Source organism: Roseovarius pacificus, from assembly GCF_900142665.1.
GTDB classification, from domain to species: Bacteria; Pseudomonadota; Alphaproteobacteria; order Rhodobacterales; family Rhodobacteraceae; genus Roseovarius; species Roseovarius pacificus.
On the sequence record NZ_FRBR01000026.1, the window covers coordinates 1 to 22,608 of the forward strand.

Here is a 22,608-nt window from a genome sequence, read left to right on the forward strand (position 1 = left end):
GTCCGGCCAGACTGGAGGCACGCCCATGACGTGGCCATCGATCTTGCTGGCCATTCGCAAGGCCATCCCCGCAATCGTCTTCGGTACCTGCTATGAGCGTTGTTTTGCGCAAGATGCTAAGATGTTGAAATTAGGTCTGTTTCGTGGGTTTCGAGGTTGCGTTGCTTGCTTGTCATGATGGGACATCAAAAGTGTCGTTAAAATTGTTGACAATTATGAAGGCTGTCGTCAAGCTGCGACCAGCACGGCCGTTGCCAGCGGGGCGGCGGGAGGGGAGACATGGGAGGCTTGTTGGGATGAATGTCCGGACACCAGCGCCGCTGAGGCGCCCGCTTGAGGGTTGTCGGGTTGTCGAACTCGGATCTACGGTTGCGGGGCCGTTCTGTGGGCGTCTTCTGGCGGATTTCGGGGCGGATGTGATCAAGGTCGAGCAGCGGAGCGGCGATGCCGTGCGTTCGATGGGCAAGCGCAACCGCGGGCGTTCGCTTTATGCCGCCTCCATCTTTCGCAACAAGCGCAACGTGTCGGTCGACCTGCAAAAGCCCGAGGGCCGTGCTCTGGTGCGGGCGTTGTGCGAAAAGGCCGATATCGTCATCGAGAATTTCAAGCCGGGCACGCTGGAGCGATGGCAACTAGACTATCCCACGCTCAGCAAGGCCAATCCCGGCCTGATTATGGTCCGTATCTCGGGCTATGGCCAGTCGGGCCCGTATTCCGGGCGGCCCGGATATGGCGTTGTCTGCGAGGCGGTCAGCGGCATGCGCGAGATCACCGGCGACCCCGACCGCCCGCCAGCGCGGGTTGCGGTATCGCTGACCGATTATGTTACCGGGCTTTATGGGGCGTTCGGCGCTGTCGTCGCTTTGCGGGCGCGGGATGAAACCGGGCGGGGGCAGGTGGTCGATACCGCGCTTTATGAGGCGGCCTTCAGCTTCATGGAGCCACATGTGCCGGCGTTCCAGCAGCTTGGGGTTGTCGCGCGCCGGGCAGGGCCGCGGCTGCCGGACAACACGCCCAATTCGCTCTATCCGACCGGGGACGGGCGCCATATCCATATCGCCGCGATTACCAACCCCCTTTTTGGGCGGCTGGTTCAGGCGATGGGGCAGCCCGAACTTGCCGAGGATCCACGGTTTGCGCAGCCGGTCGCGCGGTCTGAAAACGAAGACGAACTGGATGCGCTGATTGGTGGCTGGACATCCAGCCTGCCGGTGGAGCAGGTCGAGGCGGCGCTGCAGGCGGTCAATGTGCCGGCGTCCCGTATCTTTGACATGCGCGATATCTTCGCCGATCCGCATTATGCGGCGCGCGACATGATCGCCACGCCACCGGATGACGAACTCGGGCCGGTCGCGATGCCGAATGTCGTTCCCAAGCTTTCCGATACGCCGGGGCGCATCGACTGGGTCGGGCGAAACACCGGCGCCGATACCCGAACGATTTTCGAAGAGGAACTGGGCCTTTCCGCCGCCGAGGTGGAGCGGCTGATCGAGGCGGGCGTTCTTTTCGCCGCCGAGCCGTCCATGCCGGACGCGGCCGCCAAATCGGCAAGTACAGGAGGTCTTTGATGAACAAGATATCGAAACCCGGTGGTGATCGGGAGCTTGCCGATGATGAGCTTGCCCGCCGGGAGACGCGGGCCCGCGGGATGGGCGGCCCCGAGAAATTGCGCCGCCGGAGCGAGCAGGGCCTTCTGAACGCCCGCGAGCGTATTGATCATCTGATCGACAAGGGAAGTTTCCGGGAGATCGGTCTGCTCGGTGTCTCGACCCGGCCCGAAGACCGGGAGACGACGCCGAGGGATGGCAAGATTACGGGCTATGCGCGTATCGCGAGCCGCCCGGTGGCCGTGGTCTCGAACGATTTCACCGTCAAGGGGGCGTCGTCTAGCATGACCAACATGCGCAAGATCGCCCATGTCAAACGGGTCGCGACAGAGCGTGGATTGCCGATGGTGTTCCTTGGCGAATCCTCGGGCGCCCGCATGCCGGACAACATGGGTGCGCGGGGCATGGGGACCATGCTGGGCAACGATCCGACACAATATATCCGCGACCGCAAGACACCCTGGGCGTCGGCTGTGCTGGGTCAGTGTTTCGGCTCTTCGGCCTGGTATTCCTGCCTGTCAGATTTCACCGTCATGCGGAAGGGCGCGGTGCTTGCCGTGGCGAGCCATGGCCTGGCATCGCTGGCAATCGGACAGAAGGTCGATCCCGAAGACCTCGGCGGGTGGCAGCTTCACAGCGACCGCACGGGTCTGGTCGATCGCGTGGTCGAGACAGACGCGGAGGCCCTGGACGAGATCAAGCGCTTCCTGTCCTACCTTCCGTCGCACAGTAACGAGATGCCGCCGCTTGCCGAAGCGCCTGACGAGACTGGCGAGGAAATGCGTACAGCCGCCGAAAAAGTCGCCAACCTGGTGCCGCAAAACCGCCGTCAGGGCTATGACGTGCGCAAAGTCGTCGAGGCCCTGGCCGATCCGGGCAGTTTCTTTGAACTGAAACCACGGTTCGGCAAGGTCGCCAGTGTCGGGCTTGCCAGGATGGGCGGGCGCAGTGTGGGCTTTGTCGCCAACAATCCGATGTTCAAGGCTGGCGCCCTGGATGTGGATGCCTGTGAAAAGATCACCCGTTTCCTCGTGCTCTGCGATTCCTTCAATATCCCGATCATCATGCTGGTCGATACGCCCGGCTTTGTGATCGGCGTGGAAGGTGAGCGCCGGAAGGCACCGGGCAAGATCATGAACTTCATGACCGCGTTGCAACTGTGCACCGTGCCCAAGCTCTCGGTGATCATGCGCAAGAGCTACGGTCAGGCATATCTCAACATGGGTGGGGGGAGGAATTCCGACGAGGTGGCGGCATGGCCGAGTGCCGAGGTGAGTTTCATGGACCCTGCCTATGCCGTCGATGTCGTGACCTGGGGGCGCGATGTCGACGAGGCCGAGTGCGAACGTATCCGCGCGGCGATGGCGCAGGATTCGACGGTCTTCGGTCTTGCCGAAATCAACGCCGCACAGGAGGTCGTTCGCCCCGAGGGCACGCGCGTTTATCTGCTTGAAATGCTGGAGATTCACAGGATGCGTTTGAGCGCAGGCATCGGCCAGCATCGCATGGCCTATTGGCCGACCACCTATTGAGCATTTCCCATACCATTCCGACCGGTCGGTTCCGGTCAGGCTAAACAGAGAGAAAGAAGAGAATGGCAAATACTGAAGTAGTTTCCCCGGTGACCGGTTCCGTCTGGAAGGTCGAATGCAGTGTGGGTCAGAAGGTCTCCGAAGGGGACGTGCTGATGATCCTGGAATCCATGAAGATGGAGATCATCGTGGAAGCCACGGCCAATGGCACCATTGAAAGCCTTGCTGTCGATGAGGGTGCGGCGGTAGAGGAAGACGCCCCGCTTTGCACGATCTCGTCATGACCATGGACGGGAGCAGCGGAGAGGCCTCGGGGAAGACGGTCGAGACCAACGGCGAGCTTGAATTTCGTCGGGCCGAGGCGTTGAAGATGGGCGGGCCGGAGGCGGTCGCTCGCCAGCATGCTGCCGGTCGTCTGACAGTGCGAGAGCGCATCGCCCGGTTGGGCGATGCCGACAGTTTCCGCGAGATGGCGCAGTTGACCGGGACCGGCAGCTATGACGCCGACGAAACGCTTCAATCGGTGCAGCCGGCCCCTTATGTCGCCGGGACTGTCGAAATTTCCGGACGGCCGGTCGTGGTCGGCGGCGAGGATTTCACGATCCGTGGGGGAACGACGTTCAGCGCCCTGCGCCGAAAGGGCGGGCAGGGCGGACTGATCGAGGATTTCGCTTATCATTACCGTTTGCCCCTGGTGAACCTGATCGACGGGGCTGGCGGCAGCGTCACTTCGATCGAGAAGCGCCGGCACACGGTGCTGCCCGGCGTGCATGGCTTTGAACGCTCTGTTTCGCTTCTCGGACAGTCGCCGGTGGTCTCGGCGGTGCTGGGCACGGCGGCGGGTGGCCCTGCCGGTCGCGCAATCCTGTCGCATTTCACCGTCATGGTGCGCGGCACCAGCCAGATATTTGCGGCGGGCCCTCCGGTTGTGAAGCGTTCGCTTGGACAAGAGATCGACAAGGAAGAACTTGGCGGCGCCAAGGTCGCGGTGGACAAGGCCGGCACGATCCACAACGTGGCCGAGACAGAGGAAGAGGCGTTCGAGCAAATCCGCCGGTTTCTAAGCTTCATGCCGCAGAATGTCTGGGAAATGCCGCCGGTGACGGCCTGCGACGATCCGATGGATCGTTGCGAGGAAGCATTGGCCACGATCGTGCCGGAGCGCCGGAGCCGGGCCTTCAATATGCGCAGCCTGATCGATCTGGTGGCAGACCGGGACTCGACCTTCGAGATTCAGCCCACCCACGGCAAGGCGGTACTTGCGGTGCTGGCACGGTTTGGGGGGCGTCCCGCAGGTATCATCGCGAACAATCCGATGTTCTATGGCGGCGCCATCGATCATCTGGCAGCGCGCAAGCAAATCCGTTTCATGCAGCTTTGCGATACGTTCCATATTCCGTTGATCTTCCTGGTCGATGTGCCGGGCTTCATGGTGGGGCGGAACGCCGAAGAGAATGCCACGCTTTTGGAAGGAATGCGGGTGGTCCATGCGGCGGCGCAGCTTAGTGTGCCGACGACCACGCTGATAATCCGGAAATGCTATGGCATGGCGGGCATGGCGACCTGCAACAAAAACGGTGTCGACTACAAACTGGCCTGGCCGAGCGCCGAATGGGGGTCGCTTCCGATTGAGGGCGGTGTCGCGGCGGCGTTCCGCCGCGAGATTGCGGCGGCAGAGGACCCGGTGGCCAAGGAACGCGAAATCGAAGCGCGCCTGCGTCCGTTTACCTCGCCCTATCGTACCGCTGAGGCCTTTGCCATCGAAGACATCATTGACCCGCGCGAAACACGGCCGGTCCTGTGCCGACTGGTCGAGTTGGCCGAGACACGGCTCCGGCACGATCTGGGGCCCAGAAAGGCATTCCAGTTCGTTCCATGAAACCGACACCCGCCACCGCCAGCCAGACGGAGACGATGGCGGGTGTTACAATCAAAATTCAAAAGGGAGGAAGAAAAAATGAATGGATTAAACCGGATGATGACATCTGCTGTGGCTGGCTTGCTGCTTGCTGCGGCGCCTGCATGGGCGAAGGACCGGTTGGCCTTCGGGACTACGGCTCAAAGCTCGGTTCACTATACCTATGCGGTTTCGGCGGCGAAGGCCGTCAACGACAATTCCGAAGATCTCGACGTTACGGTGATCGCGACGGGTGGTGCCGTGGACAACCTGCACCGCATTTTGCGTGGTCAGATCAATCTGGGACTGGGCACTTTCGACACGATCTATCAGGCCTATGCCGGTATTGGTAAGTTCGAAGGCCAGGCAATGCCCAACCTGCGCGGGTTGTGGGTGCATTCGCCTGCGACGCAGGCCTGGGTCGTGCGTGAGGACAGCGGTGTGTCCACGCTGTCTGAACTGGAGGGCAAGGCGTTTACCCCCGGTCAGCGCGGATCGGCGACCGAGCAGCTTGTCATCCAGATGCTTGAAACGCTTGGAATTCAACCGGACTATCAGCGCCTGGCGCTGAGTGACGCGACTGCGGCGGTCAAGGACAACCGTTCGATCGGGTATGTCAAGGCTGGCGGGATCGGGACGATCGACGGTACGACCATGGAGATCAAGGCACAACTGCCTCTGCGTCTCCTGGGATTCAGCGAAGAAGAGCAGGCTAAGGTTCTTGAAGCCATGCCGTTTGTTACCTTCGCGAGTTACGAGGACAATGAAGTCGAAGATTTCTCCGCCTTCACCTCGCCAATCCAGGTCATTGGTGAATTCAGCACTGTCGACGGGATGACCAATGAGCAGGTGTTCTCCATGCTGACCGACATCGCTGACAACGCCGAAGTTCAGGTCGCGGCCTTTCCGAGCTTCGGGCAGATCGATGTGCTGCAGGACAGTGTCGATCTGATAAACATCCCGCTTCATGCCGGTGCGGTCGAGTTCTATCGCTCGCGGGGACTGGATGTGCCGGATCGGCTGATTCCGCCTGAGATGAAATGATCGTCATAGCGCGCTCGTCCTGAGCCGGGCGCGTCCATCTGACATTCCGATCCGGAGGCAAGTCACCATGACGTCAACTGGTCCGCAGTCGCCAAAGGCCGTGCGAGGCAAAGGCCTGAATACGGTTGTAACGGTTCTCAGTCTGATTCTGGTCGCGTTTCATATCTACACAGCGGGGTTCGGACAGTTTCCGCCGCTGATCCAGCGCTCTGTGCATGTCGGTCTGGGGCTGGCGATCGTTTATCTGATGCTTGACCGGTTTGCCGGTACTCCGATTCCGTTTCTGTCGACGCGGACGGGGCTGATACTGCGGGCGACACTGGCGGTTGTGGCCGCGCTGGCGTGTTTCTATGTCGTGACTCAAGAGACGCGCTTGACGGAATCATTCGGAGTAACCGCCACGTCCTTCGAGATCCTGAGCGCGACAGTTCTCGTCGGCCTCGTTATTTTCGTGGCCTATTGGAATACTGGTATCGCGCTTCCTCTCCTGGCGCTGGCCTCTGTAGTATATACCTCGTTCGGCGACATGATCGGAGGCAGATGGGGGCATCCCGGTTTCTCGCCCAGTTATATCGTCGAGTACCTCTATCTCGGGACGGAAGGGATTTGGGGTGCGGTTACGGGCCTTTCCGCCAACCTGATCGCGATCTTCATCATCTTCGGTGCATTCCTGCTTGCGACCGGTGCCGCCCAGAGTTTCATGGACATCGCTTTGTTGATAGCCGGGCGGCGTCCGGGCGGGGCGGCCAAGGTTTCGACCGTGTCCAGCGCACTTTTGGGCATGCTCAACGGTTCGGCGGTTGCCAATGTCGCGACCACCGGCAATTTTACCATTCCGGCAATGAAACGGCTAGGATATCGGCCGAGCTTTGCCGGCGCAGTCGAGGCGACGGCGTCGTCGGGGGGGCAGATTACGCCTCCGATTATGGGCGCGGGCGCGTTCATCATGGCCGAACTTCTGGGCGTGCCCTATATGACCATCGCCTATGCCGCGCTGATCCCCGCCTTTCTGTTCTTTGTCTGCGTCTGGTTCTCGATCGACATCGAAGCGCGGCGCGAGAACATGCAGCCATTCCGCCCCGAGGATATGCCGAGTTGGCGCGAGGTCTTTGCGCCGTTGCGTATCGCGCCGCTTGCACTAACGCTGGTGGTGACACTCGGCGCGATGTTCAGCGGCCGTACGCCAAGCCTTGCCGCCTTTTACGGCATTGTCACCAATGTCACGTTGTTCTTGCTGTTGGGCGCGTTCAGCCGTGAGGCCGTGATGACACGCTTGCGCGCCCTGTTCGATGGCGCAGTTTCGGCGGCGGCAGGCATCACAAGCATCCTCGCACTTCTGGTTTGCGCGCAGATCACGTTGTCTTTGATCGGTCTCACCGGGATCGGAATCAAGCTGACCGACAGCATCATCATGATCAATGAAAGCGGCTGGCAGGTTTTGGGCGTGGTCTTTGCGATGATCGTCGCACTGATCCTGGGCATGGGAATGCCCACGACCGCGGCGTATCTGTTGTCGGCGGCGGTTGCCGCGCCTGCGTTGATTCAGACCGGTGTCGATCCGGTGTCAGCGCATTTCTTCGTGTTCTATTCGGCGCTGCTTTCGGCGTTGACACCGCCGGTCTGCACCGCGATCTTCACCGCAGCCGTGATCGCACAGGAAAAATGGTGGCCCATCTGCCTGGAGGCGATGCGGCTGGCGGCAATGAAATACCTCCTGCCATTCTTCTTCATCTTCCGTGAGGCAATCCTGCTGAAAGGGACCGGGCCGGAAATCGCCTGGGCGGCGTTCATGGGCCTGGTCGCATCAATGCTGCTCGCGATTGCAACAGGGCGCTATTACCGACGGCCTGTGTCCCTGCCGGTCGCTCTGGTATTGCTCGCGACCGGGATATCGGTTGTTTCCGGCTATCTTGTTGCGGACCTGGTCGCGTTGGCTGCACTTGGCGGTATCATCGTAAACCAGCGGTTTTTCAAAGCCTCCGCTGCGCCTGAGGTCGGGCAAGAGAATGCCGTGGCCGACGGACCGGTGAAGGCCGGTCATGACTGACACCGTCATTCCGCGTCTGATCCTGATCCTGTGGCCGCTGGCACTTGTCGATATGATCGTTGGTACCAGTTGGCTGTCCCTGGTACTGGGGGGCGTGTTCGCGATCTATCTGATTGCAAGCCTCAGGACAGCCCACCTTGGCGACCGCCTGTTCGCGGTTGCGGTGACCGGGCTGGCGTTGCTGATCCTTACGCTGGACCGCCGTCTGGCCGATCTGCCGGCAATCTTTGCACGGACCGTGGTTTTCGCGGCCTTTGTGCCCTCGGCGCAGTTCTTGCGCAGCCTTGCCGAAAGCGATCTGCGGGTCGCGCGGTATCGCGATGCGCTGCAGCAACAACCGCAAAGCGCGCGCCCGATCTGGCTGCTGATCGGATCGGCGGTTCTTGGCAGCGTGATGACGGTCGGGGCGGTCGCGATCCTGTCGCCGCTTTTTGCCGATCTTTGCGATGAAGACAGTCGACGCGAGGATGCGGTCGCCGCGCTAACGGGTACGGCGCTTGCGATAAACTGGTCGCCTTTTTTCGTCGCCATGGCCGTGGTCACGGCCTTCTTTCCAATGGTGCCGTTCTGGCAGGCGGTTTCTGTCGGGCTGGGTCTGTCCTTTCTTGGCTTGTTCCTGGCATTCGCCATGCTGCGGATCGCCAATCCGTTTGTCACCGGGATACGTGCCTTGCGGGCGCTTGGGGGCTTCGTGCCCATGATTTGCGTCGCGGGCCTTATGGTGGTGCTCCTGCGCGTCGAGGGGGGCTTTTCGACATTGGAGGCGGGATGCCTGGCAATACCTCCGCTGGGGCTCTTGTTGGTTGCCACGGCGACGCGCAGCCGCAGCGAGGCGCGCACCCGGATCAAGCACACCCTTCAGGTCACAGGAATGCGGATCAAGCGGGTCGGGCTTGAGATCGGGATCGTGGCGCTTGCTTTTATGCTCGGATTGGTGCTGCGTGACAGCCCCACCGTCGACGCCCTGGTGATGTATTTGCAACTGGATGGCATTCCAGGTCCCTTGCTGCTGCTTTTGATTCCTGCTGCAATGATAGTTTCGGGGCTGCTCGCCGTGCACCCGATCGTATCGGCCTCGCTGTTGATGGCGTTATTTGCGGGCAATCATTCCGGCGTAAGCGATCTGGCGCTACTGGGCGCAACATTGGCCGGGTGGAGCGCCGCCGCGATGCTGTCTTATTCGGGGCTTCTCATGATGGTGACAACCTCGGTCACCGCGGTTCCGCGCAGCCGTCTTATTCTCAGCCGCAATACTCTTTTCGGGCCGGCCTTTGCCCTGGCCGCCGCACTTTTGCTCGCAACCTTAGATCGCGCCATGGTTTGACCTGGCCCTATGCATCGTTTCAGGAAAGGAATGACATGTCTCAAATCACCAAGTTGCTGATCGCCAACCGTGGCGAGATTGCCTGTCGCATCATGTCGACCTGCCAGCGGATGGATATCGCGACAATCGCGGTCCACTCCGAGGCGGATGCCGGCGCGGCGCATGTGGCGGCTGCCGACGAAGCTGTGTCGATCGGACCGCCGCCCGCCCCTCAAAGCTATCTGCGGGGGGACAGGATAATCGACGCCGCGAAGGCAACCGGCGCACAGGCCATTCATCCGGGATATGGATTTCTTGCGGAATCGCCAGACTTCGCCCGTTCCGTTCTGGAGGCCGGGTTGATCTGGATCGGACCGTCGCCCGAAATCATCGCCAGCATGGGCGACAAGGACCGCGCAAGGGCGATTGCCCAGGATGCCGGTGTGCCGATCTTGCCTGGCAGCCCGAGATTCCCCGTGGACCAGCTGGACGGTCTGGACGAGGCCGCCACGGCAATCGGGTTTCCACTATTGGTGAAGGCGGCCTGTGGCGGCGGGGGAATTGGAATGCGTCGCGTCGACAGGCTTAAGGACCTGAAGGGTGTCGTGACCGCCACGCAGTCGATGGCGGAACGGTCCTTTGGGGACGGCACCATTTATCTTGAACGTTTTGTGGCCCGCGCGCGTCACGTTGAGGTACAGGTCTTCGGTTTCGGCGACGGACGGGCGGTGCATCTGTTCGATCGCGATTGCTCGGTGCAGCGGAGGTATCAGAAGATCATCGAAGAGGCTCCGGCCCCGGCACTGTCGGAGGCATTACGCGAGGCCATGCAAGCCGCGGCTGTCAGTCTTGCGGAAACGGTGCGCTATGCCGGGGCGGGTACTGTCGAGTTCATCTACGACGTGGATCGTGGAGAGTTCCATTTCCTAGAGATGAACACGCGCATCCAGGTCGAGCATCCGGCCACGGAGATGATTACTGGGGTCGACCTGATCGAGTGGCAGATACGCCAGGCCGCGGGGATGCTGGACGCAGCCGGACAACTTGCCCAGGCTCCCGCACGTCATGCAATCGAGCTGCGTATCTACGCTGAACGGCCCGAGAAGAATTTCCTGCCTGCGCCCGGAACCATCTCGAAAATAAACTGGCCGAGCGAGGACGACAGCCTGCGCATTGATCACGCGGTACGCGACGGTGACAGTATCACGCCGTTTTACGACCCGATGATCGCCAAGCTGATCGCGCGCGGCCCCGACAGGGCATCGGCAATCGCGCGGCTGAGTGCGGCGCTGGCAGAGACGCGAATCGAAGGAGTGCCAACGAACATCGCCTTTCTGGCTTCAGTGCTGGAAACGCCCGAATTCCGCGACGGCGAATTGAGCACCGACCTGATCGCCCGCATAATCCCGCCAAAGAAAATTGCCGGACTGTAGTCGGAGCCCGATGCGGACGGAAGACCTGTCGAGGGGGGGAGCCAGAATCGAAGGGTCGGTTCTATTGGTTCACCAAGACGTTTCGGACCGTGTACATATGGCCAAATTATGTGCCGCGCATTCTTGGTGAAAACCGGCGAGGAGCGGTCAAACGAACTGCCAGAAAATGAGGCGGCGTGGATCGATCTCCTGCGCTTGATTTGCAACGGGCGTGATATCGCGTCTACGTTTAGGCGCGTGCAGGGGGTCAACAAACCTCGAGCACCGCCGCGCCGCTTGTCGGAACGTTCCGCGATCCAACCGGGAATCGCCTGACACCGTCACACAGCAGGAAAGGGGGCCGTCGCCTGCGTTATTATCTGTCCAACCGCCTGCTTTCCGGGAGCGATCCCACCGGCTGGCGCTTGCCGGCGGCGCGGTTCGAGGCCGCGGTGGCGCAGGCGATTGCGGATCATGTCGAACACGCGGCCGGGCGTCATGCGCTGCTGACCGTCCCGGATGCCGGGGCAGGGGAGGCGCTGCAAGGGTGCTGCCAGACGAATTCGAACCAGTCTCAGCAAGGGCAGGGTAGCTGTCCCTTATGCCATGCAAAGACCGCGCCACTCTGCGAGAGCGGCGGCGCGGTTCAGTTTGAAATTTGATCTTGAGTAGAGGCTGCGCTCCGAGTTGAACAGATTGTAGACCGAGGCGTGAACGGCGGCGAATTTCTGCAGACTTCGTCGCTGCCATGCAGCTGCAGGCAGTCATTTGCTACTTTCGAACAGACCTCGGTCACGAACCGCTTGGCCATCGCGCAGAACTTGGTGGCGTCGGGCGCGCCCTGGTCCAGCTTCCACGCGGCCTGCCGCAGGAAGATGCGGGCGGCCTGCAGCTCGATCTCCATATCGGCCAGGCGGAATTGGAGGGCCTGGAACTGGTTGATGGATTTGCCGAAGGCCTTGCGTTCATCCATGTATTACAGGGGCTTGGTCAGGGCCGATTGCGCGGCACCAAGCGAACAGGCCGAGATGTTCAGGCGTCCGCCATCCAGCCCCATCATCGCGTATTTGAAGCCGTTGCCCTCGGTCCCGACCAAGTTCGCGGCGGGGATCTTGTAATCGTCGAACTGCACCTAGCGGGTCGGCTGGGCCTTCCAGCCCATCTTGTCCTCAAGCCCGCCAAAGGACAGCCTATCGGTGCCGTTTTTCCACGACCACGGTCGAAATCCCCTTGGGCACGTTAGCGCTGGTGCGGCACATTACGACATAGGCATCGGAATAGCCACCGCCCGAGATGAAGGCTTTGGTGCCGTTCAGCACATAGCCTTCGACGGTCCTCTCGGCGCGGGTCTTCAGTGCTGCCGCGTCGCTGCCCGATCCCGGTTCGGTCAAGCAGTAGGACAAAATCAAGTCCATGTTGATCGCGGGCGTCAAAAAGTTGGTCTTCACTTCGTCGCTACCGAAAGTATCCAGCATCTTTGCGCACATGTTGTGAATCGACAGAAAGGACGCAACCGAAGGGCAAGACATGCTGAGCGCCTCGAAGATCAGGGTGGCATCCAGCCGCGACAGGCCTGATCCGCCCGACTCCTCGGAAACATAGATCCCGCCCAGCCCCAATGCACCCACTTCGGACCACAGCTCGCGCGGGATGGTGCCGTTACGCTCCCATTGGGCGGCGTGGGGCGCGATATGTTCTTCGCCAAAGGCGCGGGCCATATCGAAAATGGCCACCTGTTCCTCGGTCAATGCGAAATCCATGGGTTTCCTCCTAAGTTCTTCCAAAACAGCCAACTTTGAACGGCAGAAAAATCGCTTTCACTTAGCCGTGGTTGGCCATGCTGGCTCCCATAAGCGCTGCCTCTTGGAAGGCTTCGCTGATGGTGGGGTGGGCATGGATGGTAGCGGCCACGTCCTCCAGGCGCAGGCCCGCCTCGATCGCGAGAGCAAAGCCCGACACCAGTTCTGACACGCCGGGGCCCGTGGCCTGCACGCCAAGGATCAGGTGATCGGTTTCACGGGCAACGATGCGCACGAAGCCTTCGACGTCATCCAGCGTGAGCGCCCGGCCATTGGCGCGGAACGAGAATTCCTTGACCAGGGTCTTGGTATCCTCGGGTACTTCGCTGGGCAGATAGCCGACGCTGACGATTTCGGGATCGGTGAAGCAGACGGCAGGCACGCAGATGCGATCCCACACGGCGGTTTCGCCGGCCACGACATCGGCCACGATTTCCGCCTGCGCCATCGCGCGGTGCGCCAGCATCAGGCCGGGGGTGACATCGCCGATGGCATAGACCCCGCGCATCGAGGTTTGGCAGCGGTCGTCGATTTTGACGAAGGGACCGGACTGGCGCAGGTGCAGTTCTTTTAGCCCCAGGCCATCGGTGTTGGGCGCGCGCCCGATGGTAACCAGCACCCGTTCGACGGCGAGGGTGGTTTCGTCATCACCGCTTTGCAGAGTCAGGGTGGACGTATCCTCGGCCCAACCGGTGACCTTGGTGTCCAGTTTCAGTTCAATCCCGAGATCGTCCAGACGGCGGCGGACCGGGCGGGTGAGTTTTTCGTCGTACAGCGGCAGGATGCGCTGGCCTGCCTCGATCGTGATGACCTTGCAGCCGAGCTTGGCAAAGGCGGTGCCGAGTTCCAGCCCGATATAACCTGCGCCGACCACGGCAAGGCTTTTGGGCACATGGTCCAGCGCCAGCGCAGCGGTGGAATCCAGTACGCGGCCTCCGATTTGAAGCCCCGGCAGTTCCATAGGGCGCGAACCGGTGGCGATGACCACATTTTCCGCGCGGATCAGGGTGCTGCCGGTTTCGCCTCGAACCTCAACAGTTTTGCCATCGCGGAAGGTGGCCCAGCCGCTGAGGCTTTTGACGCCACTGCGTTCCAGCAGGCCGGTCACGCCCGCACACAACCGCGCAATCACATCGTTGCGCCATTCACTGGCCTGAGCCCAATCTAGGCGAGGATCAGAGACATGTACGCCATGCGCTGCGCCGGCGGCCTGTTGCACTGCGTGGTGATAGGACTGCGCGGTGTGGATCAGGGCCTTGGAAGGAATGCAGCCGACATTCAGGCAGGTGCCGCCGACGCGGTTCCCTTCGACCAAGATGGTATCGACACCCAGCCGGGCCGCACGCGAGGCGCAAACATAGCCGCCCGGCCCGCCACCGATCACGAGCAGCTTGCATCTGAGATCAGTCATCGGTCAACTCCATGAACATCATTGCCGGGGTTTCCAGCAATGTTTTCAGTTTCTGAACGAACTCAGCCGCGACCCAACCATCGACGACGCGGTGATCGAAGCTGCACGACAGGTTCATTATCCGGCGAGGGACGAATTTGGTGCCGTTCCACTGGGGGCGGACAGCGATCTTGTTGACGCCGACAATGGCCACCTCGGGGTGGTTGATGATGGGGGTGGTGGCAATTGCACCCAATGGCCCCAGTGAAGTGACGGTCAAGGTCGAGCCGGTCAGTTCCTCGGGCAAGGCACGGCGATTGCGGGCGGCATCGGACAGACGCTTGATGCCACCGGCAATTTCCCACAGGTTCTGCGCCTCGGCATGATGCAGAACGGGGACCATCAGGCCGCTGTCGGTTTGCGTGGCGATGCCGCAATGCATGGCTTGGTGACGGGTGATCAGCCCAGCCTCGTCATCGTAATGGGCGTTGATTTCGGGGTGATCCATCACCGCCTCGGACAGGGCGCGCAGCAAGAAGGGCAGCACGGTCAGCCTGCCGCGACTGTCACCGAAACGGGCGTTTAACTTGGTGCGCAGTTCTTCCAACGCCTCGACATCCACCTCTTCGATGATCGAAAAATGCGGGATGCGCGATTTCGACAGCGCCATGCGTTCCGAGATTTTGCGGCGCACGCCGGTAACGCGGATTTCCTCAGTCGCGGTGCGGGAACGCGGGCCGGTTTGGTGCAGGATTTCCGGGCCGTGGGCGAAGAACGCCTCAAGATCTTCGTGCAGGATACGGCCGGCGGGGCCGGAACCGCGCACCTGGCGCAGATCAATCCCAAGGTCCCGCGCCCGTCCGCGAACGGAAGGCGCTGCCATCGGCCGCCCGGTGGCCCCTCTTGCGAGAATAGGTGGGCCGTCACGATACGCAGTCTTAGGAGGAACTTTGGCCGTGACTTCGGGCTTTGTGGCGGCAGGTTGCGCCGCCGGGGCAGGCGCGAGATCGGTGTCAGCCTTGGGGGTTGGATCGGCGGGTTTTTCGACCGTTTCGGGGATGGCCGCGTTTTCATCTGAATCGATGCGGATCAAATCGCTGCCGATGGCCATGATTTCGCCGGGTTCGGCGCCCAGCCACATGACCTTACCGCTGACGGCGGCGGGGATTTCGACGGTCGCCTTGTCGGTGGTCACTTCGCAGATGACGTCATCCTCGCGGATGATGTCGCCCACCTTGACCAGCCAGCTTGCCAGTTCGGCCTCGGCGATGCCTTCGCCGATATCGGGAAGTTTGAACGTGTGTTCAGCCATGGTTCAGGCCTCCATGACGGTTGTGATGGCGCGTTTGACACGGGCGGGGCCGGGGAAATAATCCCACTCTTGCGCATGCGGATAGGGGGTATCCCAACCGGCAACACGCAAAACCGGGGCTTCAAGGCTGTAGAAGCATTCGGCCTGGATGAGCGAGGTGATTTCCGCGCCATAACCCGAGGTCAGTGTGGCCTCGTGCAGGACAATGCAGCGGCCGGTCTTGGTAACCGAGGCCACCAGCGTTTCCAAATCCAGCGGCAATAACGTCCGCAGGTCAATGACCTCGACATCGACATCGCTTTCTTCGACCGCCGCCAAGGCGACATGCACCATGGTCCCATAGGTGATCAGCGTTGCCGCCGACCCTTCGCGCACTACGTTGGCCTTGCCAAGCGGCACCTCGTAATAGCCAGGGGCGACCTCGCCCAGGTCATGCTTGTTCCAGGATTTCGAGGGCCGATCGAAATGGCCGTCAAAGGGGCCGTTATAGAGGCGCTTTGGTTCAAGAAAGATTACCGGGTCGGGATCGGCTATCGAGGCCAGCAACAAGCCCTTGGTATCCTGTGGATTCGAAGGCACCACGGTTTTCAGGCCCGCCACATGGGTAAACAGGGCCTCGGGGCTTTGGCTGTGGGTCTGGGCACCGAAAATACCGCCGCCGGTGGGCATGCGTACCACCATCGGGCAGGTGAATTCCCCGGCCGAGCGATAGCGCAGGCGCGCCGCCTCAGACACGATCTGATCGTAGGCAGGGTACATATAATCGGCGAACTGGATCTCGACGCAGGGTTTCAGGCCATATGCCGCCATGCCGACAGCAGTGCCGATGATCCCCAACTCACTGATCGGAGTGTCAAAGCAGCGTTCCACGCCGAAGGTCTTCTGCAAGTCGGCAGTACAGCGGAATACCCCGCCGAAATAGCCGACGTCCTCGCCCATGACCACGACATCGGGGTCTTTTCCCATGGCGACCGCGTGGGCATCACGGATCGCTTCGATCATTGTCATCCGGGCCATTTTCAATATCCTACTTCGTGACGTTGACGCACCAGATGTGGTGGCATTTCAGCGTAGACGTCCTCGAACATATCGCGTGGGCTGGGGCGGTTGCCGGAATGCAGCGTGCCGATGGCTTCGGCCTCTTTTTGCGCGGCGGTTACAGCGTCCATGATCTCGGCCTCGGCCTGTGTATGGCGCTCCTCGCTCCAAAGCCCCTTGTGGATCAGGTGCGCCTTGAGCCGCAGGATGGGATCGCCCAGAGGCCATGCATTGCCTTCCTCTTTGGGGCGGTAGGCAGCCGGATCGTCCGAGGTGGAATGCCCCCCGGCGCGGTAGGTGACGTATTCGATCAGGGTTGGCCCCAGATCGCGGCGCGCGCGTTCGACGGCCCACTGCGCCGCGGCATGTACGGCCAGGTAATCGTTGCCATCGACGCGCAGCGCGGGCAGGCCAAACCCGTGCGCCCGCGCGGCAAAGGTGCCGGCCCCGCCACGGGCAATCCCCTGGAACGTTGAAATCGCCCATTGGTTGTTGACGATATTCAGGATGACAGGCGGTTTGTAGGTCGAGGCGAAAACCAGCGCGCCGTGAAAGTCGCTTTCGGCGGTCGAACCATCGCCGATCCACGCGGCGGAAAGTTTGCGTTCGCCCTTGATCGCGGCGGCCATGGCCCAACCGACGGCCTGCACATATTGCGTGGCCAGGTTCCCTGAGATCGAGAAGAATCCATGCTCTTTCGAACTGTAGAACACCGGCAACTGGCGGCCGCGCACCGGGTCGCCGTCATTCGAATAGACCTGGCACATCATTTTCACCATCGGATAGCCCGAGGCGATCAGCAAACCGGCCTGGCGATACGTGGGGAAATTCATGTCGCCCTTGCGCAATGCCTTATGGAAGGAGCAGGAAATCGCCTCTTCGCCCAGGTGCTGCATGTAGAACGAGGACTTGCCCTGGCGCTGTGCCGTCATCATCCGCGTATCATAGGCGCGTAGGGTCATCATATGGCGCAGCCCTTCAAGCAGTTCACCGCCGCTCAGGGTGTCTGCCCAAGGGCCGACAGCCTGGCCCTTACGGTTCAGAACACGGATGATCGAGAAAGCAAGATCGCGCATTTCCTCGGGGTTTTCGCCGGGATCGGGGCGGCGCACAGCGCCAGCGAGGGGAATATCCACATGAGAAAAATCGGGCTCATCCCCCGGTCGCAACTCGGGCTCGGGCACATGAAGGCGCGGAGTGCGTTCCTTAAACATCTGCGGCCTCCTTAGTCAGGTCGATATACAGACCGATACGCTGTGTGAAGGTGTTCACTTTCTGCGCGTCGTTCTCGTCGAGTGTGAAACTCAGCGAGAAGGCCGTATCGCCTTCCTGTGCGAACTCCAGCTGGGTGAATCCCATGCCCATACGTCGGGCCGTATCCATGACGCGACAGACCGTATCCAATGGGTCGCCGCAGTTGAAAAAACCGCGCATTCCGTGTTCCTCCTGCGGTTTAGGATAGTTCGGAGATGGCCAAATTTCCTTTTATTTATTCTTGATTTTAGCGGTCATTCAAATAATTTGATTTTCAATATCGGATTTTGAAAAAGATTCATCCATATGAGCAATGCAAGCCTCGACCTGATCGACCAACGGATCCTGCGCAAATTGAGCAAGGATGGGCGAATCTCCAACACCCAGCTCGCTCAGCAGGTCGGGCTGTCGCCAAGCCCGTGCTGGCAACGGGTCCGACGGCTGGAACAGCAAGGGGTGATCACCAGCTATCGTGCGATACTGGATCAGGAGAAGCTGGGCGCAGCGGAAATTGTGATGATTGAGGTCATCCTTAACCGGCACGACGACGACACGGTGGAAACCTTTGGCAAGCAGATGCTGAAAATGCCCGAGGTACTGGAAGTGCATCTGACCACGGGCGAATATGACTACCAAATCAAGGTTGCCGTGGATGGAACGCGCGGATACGAAGAATTTCTGCGCAAAAAGCTATACCGCGTGCCAGGGATACGGCATTCACGGTCGAGTTTCGTACTGAGAACATTGAAAGATGTGCAGGCTTATCTGCCTGAAGATTGAGAGATGCAAAAAGGCTCGGGAACCCGGAAATTTCGGGGCTCCCGAGCCTGCCAGCCGTAACTTGGCACGCAAGATGCCTGCGCGGGTCAGCCGTTCGTCAAGACAGGGTCTTCTTCGGCCGATCTTTGGCCCGGCTTGGGCGCCAGGCTGCGCAGCTTTGGCCGGTTACCGTCAAAGCGCAATGGCGTCGCCACCAGCCCGAGATGCGGATCGCCCGAGGGTAGAACCATCCCGAGCGCCTTGGTTTGCGGATGGGCCAGAACCTCGCTCACCTGGTTGACGGGCGAGCAGGGCACACCCACCGCGTCCAACGCCTGGGTCCAATGATCCGAGGGGCGCGTCTGTACCACCTCCTCGATCATCGCGTTCAATTCCTCGCGGTTGGCTACACGGTCGGCGTTGCGGGCAAAGCGCGCGTCCTCGGCCCATTCGGGATGGCCCAGCGTTTCGACTAGGCGGCGGAACAGGTTGTTGTTGCCCGCTGCGATCACGATATGGCGATCCGCCGCCATGAAGGCGCGATACGGGGTGAGCATCGGAGTCTCGGACCCACTCTTGCCCGGCTCCTTGCCCGAGGCCACGGCATTGCCGATCGGCACGGTCATCCAACTCAGCCCCGTCTCGAACAACGAGGTGTCGACGCGGCAGCCACGCCCGCTGGCCGCTCGGCCCATCAGCGCCGAAAGGATGCCAATTACGCACCACATCCCGGTGCCCTGATCAATGATCGACGGCCCTACCCGTACCGGCGGCCGGCCGGGCTCTCCGGTCACCGACATGATGCCGGAAAACGCTTGCATCAAAGGGTCGTAGCCGGTGTGCCGTCGCAGCGGCCCGACATCCCCATAGGCACCTAGGTTGCAGCAGATCAGCCGGGGAAACCTGGCGCATAGATCATTGGCACCCAGCCCGTAGCGCTCCATCAGACCGGGGCGCATGTTCTGCACCAGAACGTCGCTTTCACCGATCAACGCCTCTAGGATGGCACGCTCCTCTTCGTTCTTAAGATTTACAGCCATGCTCCGCTTGTTGCGGTTAAGGCTGTGAAAGGTGGCCGCGGTGCCGTTGACAAAGGGCGGGCCCCAGTGACGGGCGTCGTCGCCCCCGTCGGGGTTCTCGACCTTGATGACCTCGGCGCCCAGGTCGGCCAGTACTTGGCCGCAAAACGGGGCAGCCACGGAATGGCCGATCTCGATCATTCGGAGGCCGCTCAGCGGCTGTTCGGGGCGTGCGGTGGCAAGGGTATCGGACAATTACAACTCCTGTTGGTCTTGGCTGGGCTCAGAGTCGAGTTAGCACCAGTGCGATGTCTGGAAAGATCCAGACTAGCGCCAGAACGGTCAGCACAATGGCTAGTGACGGCAGGGCAGCGCGGATGATGGTCTCGATCCGCTCTTCCGGCAGGATGGCTTTGAGCGCAAAGAGGTTCATGCCTAGCGGCGGGGTGATCACCGCCAGTTCCATGTTGATAACCATTAGGATGCCGAACCACAGCGGATCAAAGCCAAGCGCAACCGCGATTGGCACGAAAACGGGCACGGTGATCAGGATGATCGAAATGACCTCCAAGAAACAACCGAGGATAATCCAGACCAAGTTCATGATCAGCAGGACAATCCAGGGTTCAACGCCGGCCTCCATGACCTGTTTCGCCAGGAACTGCGGCAGACCGATCAGGGTAAGCGCCGAGCCCAGCACCAGCGCACCGACTACGATCGCCAACAGCCCGGCTGAATGGCGGGTGGCCGTGATCATCACCTCCGGCAGCTCGCGCAGGCTCAGGCTTTGGCGCAGCACAACCGTCAGTAACAGCGCCAGAACCACACCGATCCCAGCCGCCTCGGTCGGCGTGTAGATACCCAGATAGATGCCGCCCAGAACCACCACCGGCAGTGCCAAATCAGGTAGCGCCCGCAGGGTGATGCGCAGCGCAGCACGGCCCGACCAGTGAGAGCTGGCGGCATACTTTGGGCGGGGCGCCATCAGCATCGCCCAGACGGAGAGCATCGCGGCGATCAACAGACCAGGCAGCAGCCCGGCAAGAAACAGCTGCGCTGGCGACACCGAGGCCAGCGAGGCATAGATGATCAGCGGGATTGAGGGTGGAATCAGGATTCCGAGCGAGCCGCCGACCACCGACAACCCATGGCTCAGCCGCTTGGGATAACCGGCTTTTTGCATCTCGGGGATGGCAATGCGCCCGATGGTCAGTACCGAGGCCATGGAAGAGCCGACAATGGCGGCAAAGAAGGTAAAAGCCGTCACGGCTGAAACCCCAGTGCCACCGCGAATCCGGCCTATCCAGGCGTTGGCGACGTCGAACAGCTGTTGACCGACCTTGCCCCGGTACAGGATCTCGCCCATCAGGATATACATCGGCACGGCCAAAATCACCGGATCTGCCAGCGCACGCTGCAGCGTCAGCGGGATTTGCACCAGAAACGGGACACCCGAGGCGGCCGCGATGGTCGCGGCCCCGGCGAGTCCTAGGGAAAACGCAATCGGTACGCCTGCCACCAGGCAGACCAGCAGAACCCCGAGAAGGATAAAGATAATGGTGCTGGAAATCATGAGCGAACCTCCGTTTCTCCACGTTCGGTCCAGAGCTCGAAGCCGCGCACCAGCGCGCCCAGAACCAGCAAAAGGCCGCCCAGCGGAATCAGCGAATAGACGATCCACATGGGCACCTGTAGCAGCGTGGGGGACAACATGCCGCGCTCAAAGGCGCGCAGCGTATAGACGGTGCCGAACCAGACCAAAATCACGGCATAAGGCAACACCGCCAGCGCGGTGACGGTCTCGGCTAGGCGGCGCGTCAGGCCGGTTCGGTTCTCGATCCAAAAGGTGACTCGCAGGTGATTGCCACTGGTTAACAGCGCCCCTGGGGTCATGAACACCGCGAATTGCAGCAGATAGATCGAAATCTCGGTGGCCCAGATCGTAGGCGCATGAAACAGATAGCGCAGTGCGACGTCATAGGCGGTGATCAGCGGCAGCGTAAAAAGCGCCGCGGCCGACAACCCCAGAATGGAGTTCTGCACGAAGGCAAGGGCGTGTGAAACTTGGGACATGAAGTCCTCTTTTGACAGCAGTGAGCGAAAAAGGGAGTCGGCCGGCGCCTGCACAGCGCCGGCACAGCTTCAGCCCGCCGGATGGGCGACGTTGGCGGCCGCCACTGCCGCCAGTATCTTCGCCCCGGCTTCGCCGGTCTTGGCCTTGTAATCCTCCAGCAGCGGCGCGGCTGCTTCGCTCCAGGCCTTGCGCTCCTCAGGCGTCATGTCGGCAATCTCGACGCCCACCTCGCGCAACTGTTCGGTGACTTGTTCGCTGTCAGCCTTGCCTTGATCGCGTGAGGCCTTCTGCGCCACCAGCGCTGCCTCCTGTAGCGCGGTCTTCACATCTTCCGGCAGCGTGTCCCACCACATTTTCGAGGCCGAGGAAACAAAGGGCAGGCGGATCATCGAGGCGTTGGTGCCGTATTTCGTCACCTCGAACAACTTGCGGCTGAGGACCGAGGACGGGCCGGTAACGCATCCGTCGATGGTACCGCGTTGCATCGCTTGATAAATTTCCTGAGAACTCATGGTCACTGGCGAGGCCCCCAACTGGCTGAGCAGTTGCGTGGCATCGAGCCCGAAGGAACGCATCTTGAGCCCCTGCATGTCAGTCGGCATCCGAATCGGCGAGTTGCTGTAGATCTCGACCGTTCCGTAGGCCATCCAACCCAGCATCTCGTGTTCGTACTTTGCCAGCTGCGTGGCGAAGGCGTTATGCATCGCGGGGCTGTCCTCGGCGGCCCATTCGGCTTCCCAGGTCTCGTAAAGAAAGGGCATTGCCCAGACCCGCAGCAGTTCGGCATCGCGTCCGGCCATAAAGCCCAGGTTCACTTGGCCAATATGGGTCGCGCCGGTGGAAATTGCGTCCGGAAGCTGGGTGTCGTTATACAGCTGCCCGTCGGGAAAGGTCTGTGGGACCAGCTTGATCGAGGTGTCGACTGTGCGCTCTGCGATCTCTTTTGCCAGCGTCTCGAAATAGGTGCCCGTAGCGTGATGTTCCGGCAGGTTGTAGGCGATCTTAATAATCTGCTCGGTCTGAGCCCGCAAAATCGAGGGCGCGGCGATCGCAGTGCCAAGCGTCGCGGTGGACAGCGCGAGAAAGCCGCGCCGGGTCTGAGTGGTCTTGGTCAAGATAAT

The 22,608-nt window shown here is 61.1% G+C and carries 18 protein-coding genes and 2 pseudogenes; 9 read left to right on the forward strand and 11 right to left on the reverse strand.

What is annotated here, in order from left to right:
* The first annotated feature begins 296 nt into the window (after positions 1–296).
* The 8 genes from BUB53_RS21135 to BUB53_RS21170 all read left to right on the forward strand — a co-directional run bounded on the left by BUB53_RS21135 (position 297) and on the right by BUB53_RS21170 (position 10,863).
* Positions 297–1,568, forward strand: a complete 1,272-nt coding sequence (locus tag BUB53_RS21135; RefSeq protein WP_073037951.1) for a CaiB/BaiF CoA transferase family protein — start codon at positions 297–299, stop codon at positions 1,566–1,568.
* On the forward strand, positions 1,568–3,139 hold the full coding sequence (locus BUB53_RS21140; protein WP_073037953.1) for an acyl-CoA carboxylase subunit beta: 1,572 nt from the start codon (positions 1,568–1,570) through the stop codon (positions 3,137–3,139). The genes BUB53_RS21135 and BUB53_RS21140 overlap by 1 nt, the downstream gene beginning before the upstream one ends.
* A gap of 62 nt (positions 3,140–3,201) precedes the next feature.
* Positions 3,202–3,423, forward strand: a complete 222-nt coding sequence (locus BUB53_RS21145; RefSeq protein WP_073037955.1) for an acyl-CoA carboxylase biotin carboxyl carrier protein subunit — start codon at positions 3,202–3,204, stop codon at positions 3,421–3,423.
* Entirely contained in the window at positions 3,405–5,018 is a 1,614-nt protein-coding gene (locus BUB53_RS21150; protein WP_200797835.1) for an acyl-CoA carboxylase subunit beta, read from the forward strand. The genes BUB53_RS21145 and BUB53_RS21150 overlap by 19 nt, the downstream gene beginning before the upstream one ends.
* 42 nt (positions 5,019–5,060) lie before the next feature.
* Positions 5,061–6,080: a TAXI family TRAP transporter solute-binding subunit gene (locus tag BUB53_RS21155; RefSeq protein ID WP_143163305.1), complete on the forward strand. Its 1,020-nt coding sequence runs from the start codon at positions 5,061–5,063 to the stop codon at positions 6,078–6,080.
* 67 nt (positions 6,081–6,147) lie between these two features.
* Positions 6,148–8,127 carry a TRAP transporter permease gene (locus BUB53_RS21160; RefSeq protein WP_084729410.1) on the forward strand — a complete coding sequence of 660 codons (1,980 nt, stop codon included), beginning with the start codon at positions 6,148–6,150 and terminating at the stop codon, positions 8,125–8,127.
* Positions 8,120–9,451: a hypothetical protein gene (locus BUB53_RS21165; RefSeq protein WP_073037961.1), complete on the forward strand. Its 1,332-nt coding sequence runs from the start codon at positions 8,120–8,122 to the stop codon at positions 9,449–9,451. The genes BUB53_RS21160 and BUB53_RS21165 overlap by 8 nt, the downstream gene beginning before the upstream one ends.
* 35 nt (positions 9,452–9,486) lie before the next feature.
* A complete protein-coding gene (locus tag BUB53_RS21170; RefSeq protein WP_073037963.1) occupies positions 9,487–10,863 on the forward strand; it encodes an acetyl-CoA carboxylase biotin carboxylase subunit in 1,377 nt (458 codons plus the stop codon).
* A 578-nt stretch (positions 10,864–11,441) separates the two neighbouring features.
* On the opposite strand, the pseudogene BUB53_RS23285 reads toward BUB53_RS21170, so the two are convergent.
* From BUB53_RS23285 to BUB53_RS21205, 7 genes and pseudogenes are all read right to left on the reverse strand, one after another.
* Positions 11,442–11,582: pseudogene (locus BUB53_RS23285) on the reverse strand (IS6 family transposase); the annotation flags it as partial.
* Between the two features lie 5 nt (positions 11,583–11,587).
* Positions 11,588–12,602 (reverse strand): annotated as a pseudogene (locus tag BUB53_RS21180) (acyl-CoA dehydrogenase family protein); the annotation flags it as partial.
* A 61-nt stretch (positions 12,603–12,663) separates the two neighbouring features.
* Entirely contained in the window at positions 12,664–14,052 is a 1,389-nt protein-coding gene (lpdA, locus tag BUB53_RS21185) for a dihydrolipoyl dehydrogenase (protein ID WP_073037965.1), read from the reverse strand.
* A complete protein-coding gene (locus BUB53_RS21190) occupies positions 14,045–15,343 on the reverse strand; it encodes a dihydrolipoamide acetyltransferase family protein (RefSeq protein ID WP_073037967.1) in 1,299 nt (432 codons plus the stop codon). Before BUB53_RS21190 ends, lpdA begins: the two co-directional genes overlap by 8 nt.
* A 3-nt stretch (positions 15,344–15,346) precedes the next feature.
* Positions 15,347–16,360: an alpha-ketoacid dehydrogenase subunit beta gene (locus BUB53_RS21195; RefSeq protein WP_073037969.1), complete on the reverse strand. Its 1,014-nt coding sequence runs from the start codon at positions 16,358–16,360 to the stop codon at positions 15,347–15,349.
* A gap of 2 nt (positions 16,361–16,362) precedes the next feature.
* Positions 16,363–17,595, reverse strand: coding sequence for a thiamine pyrophosphate-dependent enzyme (locus BUB53_RS21200; RefSeq protein ID WP_073037971.1), 1,233 nt, complete (start codon positions 17,593–17,595; stop codon positions 16,363–16,365).
* Positions 17,588–17,815 carry a hypothetical protein gene (locus tag BUB53_RS21205; RefSeq protein ID WP_073037973.1) on the reverse strand — a complete coding sequence of 76 codons (228 nt, stop codon included), beginning with the start codon at positions 17,813–17,815 and terminating at the stop codon, positions 17,588–17,590. Before BUB53_RS21205 ends, BUB53_RS21200 begins: the two co-directional genes overlap by 8 nt.
* A 126-nt stretch (positions 17,816–17,941) precedes the next feature.
* Here BUB53_RS21205 and BUB53_RS21210 point away from each other — a divergent pair, with 126 nt between their 5' ends.
* Positions 17,942–18,415, forward strand: coding sequence for an Lrp/AsnC family transcriptional regulator (locus BUB53_RS21210; RefSeq protein WP_073037975.1), 474 nt, complete (start codon positions 17,942–17,944; stop codon positions 18,413–18,415).
* A gap of 86 nt (positions 18,416–18,501) precedes the next feature.
* On the opposite strand, the gene BUB53_RS21215 is transcribed toward BUB53_RS21210, so the two are convergent.
* From BUB53_RS21215 to BUB53_RS21230, 4 genes are all read right to left on the reverse strand, one after another.
* Entirely contained in the window at positions 18,502–19,668 is a 1,167-nt protein-coding gene (locus BUB53_RS21215) for a CaiB/BaiF CoA transferase family protein (protein ID WP_200797836.1), read from the reverse strand.
* Between the two features lie 28 nt (positions 19,669–19,696).
* Positions 19,697–20,986: a TRAP transporter large permease gene (locus tag BUB53_RS21220; RefSeq protein WP_073037979.1), complete on the reverse strand. Its 1,290-nt coding sequence runs from the start codon at positions 20,984–20,986 to the stop codon at positions 19,697–19,699.
* Positions 20,983–21,486 (reverse strand): TRAP transporter small permease, encoded by a 504-nt coding sequence (locus BUB53_RS21225; RefSeq protein WP_073037981.1) that lies wholly within the window; start codon positions 21,484–21,486, stop codon positions 20,983–20,985. Before BUB53_RS21225 ends, BUB53_RS21220 begins: the two co-directional genes overlap by 4 nt.
* A 69-nt stretch (positions 21,487–21,555) precedes the next feature.
* Positions 21,556–22,602, reverse strand: a complete 1,047-nt coding sequence (locus tag BUB53_RS21230) for a TRAP transporter substrate-binding protein (protein ID WP_073037983.1) — start codon at positions 22,600–22,602, stop codon at positions 21,556–21,558.
* Positions 22,603–22,608 lie beyond the last annotated feature (6 nt).

What these genes read in the sequence shown, in the direction of transcription:
- BUB53_RS21140 (WP_073037953.1), top strand. Translation starts at nt 1,568, where the DNA reads ATGAACAAGATATCGAAACCCGGTGGTGATCGGGAGCTTGCCGATGAT.
- BUB53_RS21210 (WP_073037975.1), top strand. Translation starts at nt 17,942, where the DNA reads ATGAGCAATGCAAGCCTCGACCTGATCGACCAACGGATCCTGCGCAAA.
- BUB53_RS21225 (WP_073037981.1), bottom strand. Translation starts at nt 21,486, where the DNA reads ATGTCCCAAGTTTCACACGCCCTTGCCTTCGTGCAGAACTCCATTCTG.
- BUB53_RS21145 (WP_073037955.1), top strand. Translation starts at nt 3,202, where the DNA reads ATGGCAAATACTGAAGTAGTTTCCCCGGTGACCGGTTCCGTCTGGAAG.
- BUB53_RS21160 (WP_084729410.1), top strand. Translation starts at nt 6,148, where the DNA reads ATGACGTCAACTGGTCCGCAGTCGCCAAAGGCCGTGCGAGGCAAAGGC.
- BUB53_RS21200 (WP_073037971.1), bottom strand. Translation starts at nt 17,595, where the DNA reads ATGTTTAAGGAACGCACTCCGCGCCTTCATGTGCCCGAGCCCGAGTTG.
- BUB53_RS21190 (WP_073037967.1), bottom strand. Translation starts at nt 15,343, where the DNA reads ATGGCTGAACACACGTTCAAACTTCCCGATATCGGCGAAGGCATCGCC.
- lpdA (WP_073037965.1), bottom strand. Translation starts at nt 14,052, where the DNA reads ATGACTGATCTCAGATGCAAGCTGCTCGTGATCGGTGGCGGGCCGGGC.
- BUB53_RS21135 (WP_073037951.1), top strand. Translation starts at nt 297, where the DNA reads ATGAATGTCCGGACACCAGCGCCGCTGAGGCGCCCGCTTGAGGGTTGT.
- BUB53_RS21195 (WP_073037969.1), bottom strand. Translation starts at nt 16,360, where the DNA reads ATGGCCCGGATGACAATGATCGAAGCGATCCGTGATGCCCACGCGGTC.
- BUB53_RS21170 (WP_073037963.1), top strand. Translation starts at nt 9,487, where the DNA reads ATGTCTCAAATCACCAAGTTGCTGATCGCCAACCGTGGCGAGATTGCC.
- BUB53_RS21165 (WP_073037961.1), top strand. Translation starts at nt 8,120, where the DNA reads ATGACTGACACCGTCATTCCGCGTCTGATCCTGATCCTGTGGCCGCTG.
- BUB53_RS21205 (WP_073037973.1), bottom strand. Translation starts at nt 17,815, where the DNA reads ATGCGCGGTTTTTTCAACTGCGGCGACCCATTGGATACGGTCTGTCGC.
- BUB53_RS21220 (WP_073037979.1), bottom strand. Translation starts at nt 20,986, where the DNA reads ATGATTTCCAGCACCATTATCTTTATCCTTCTCGGGGTTCTGCTGGTC.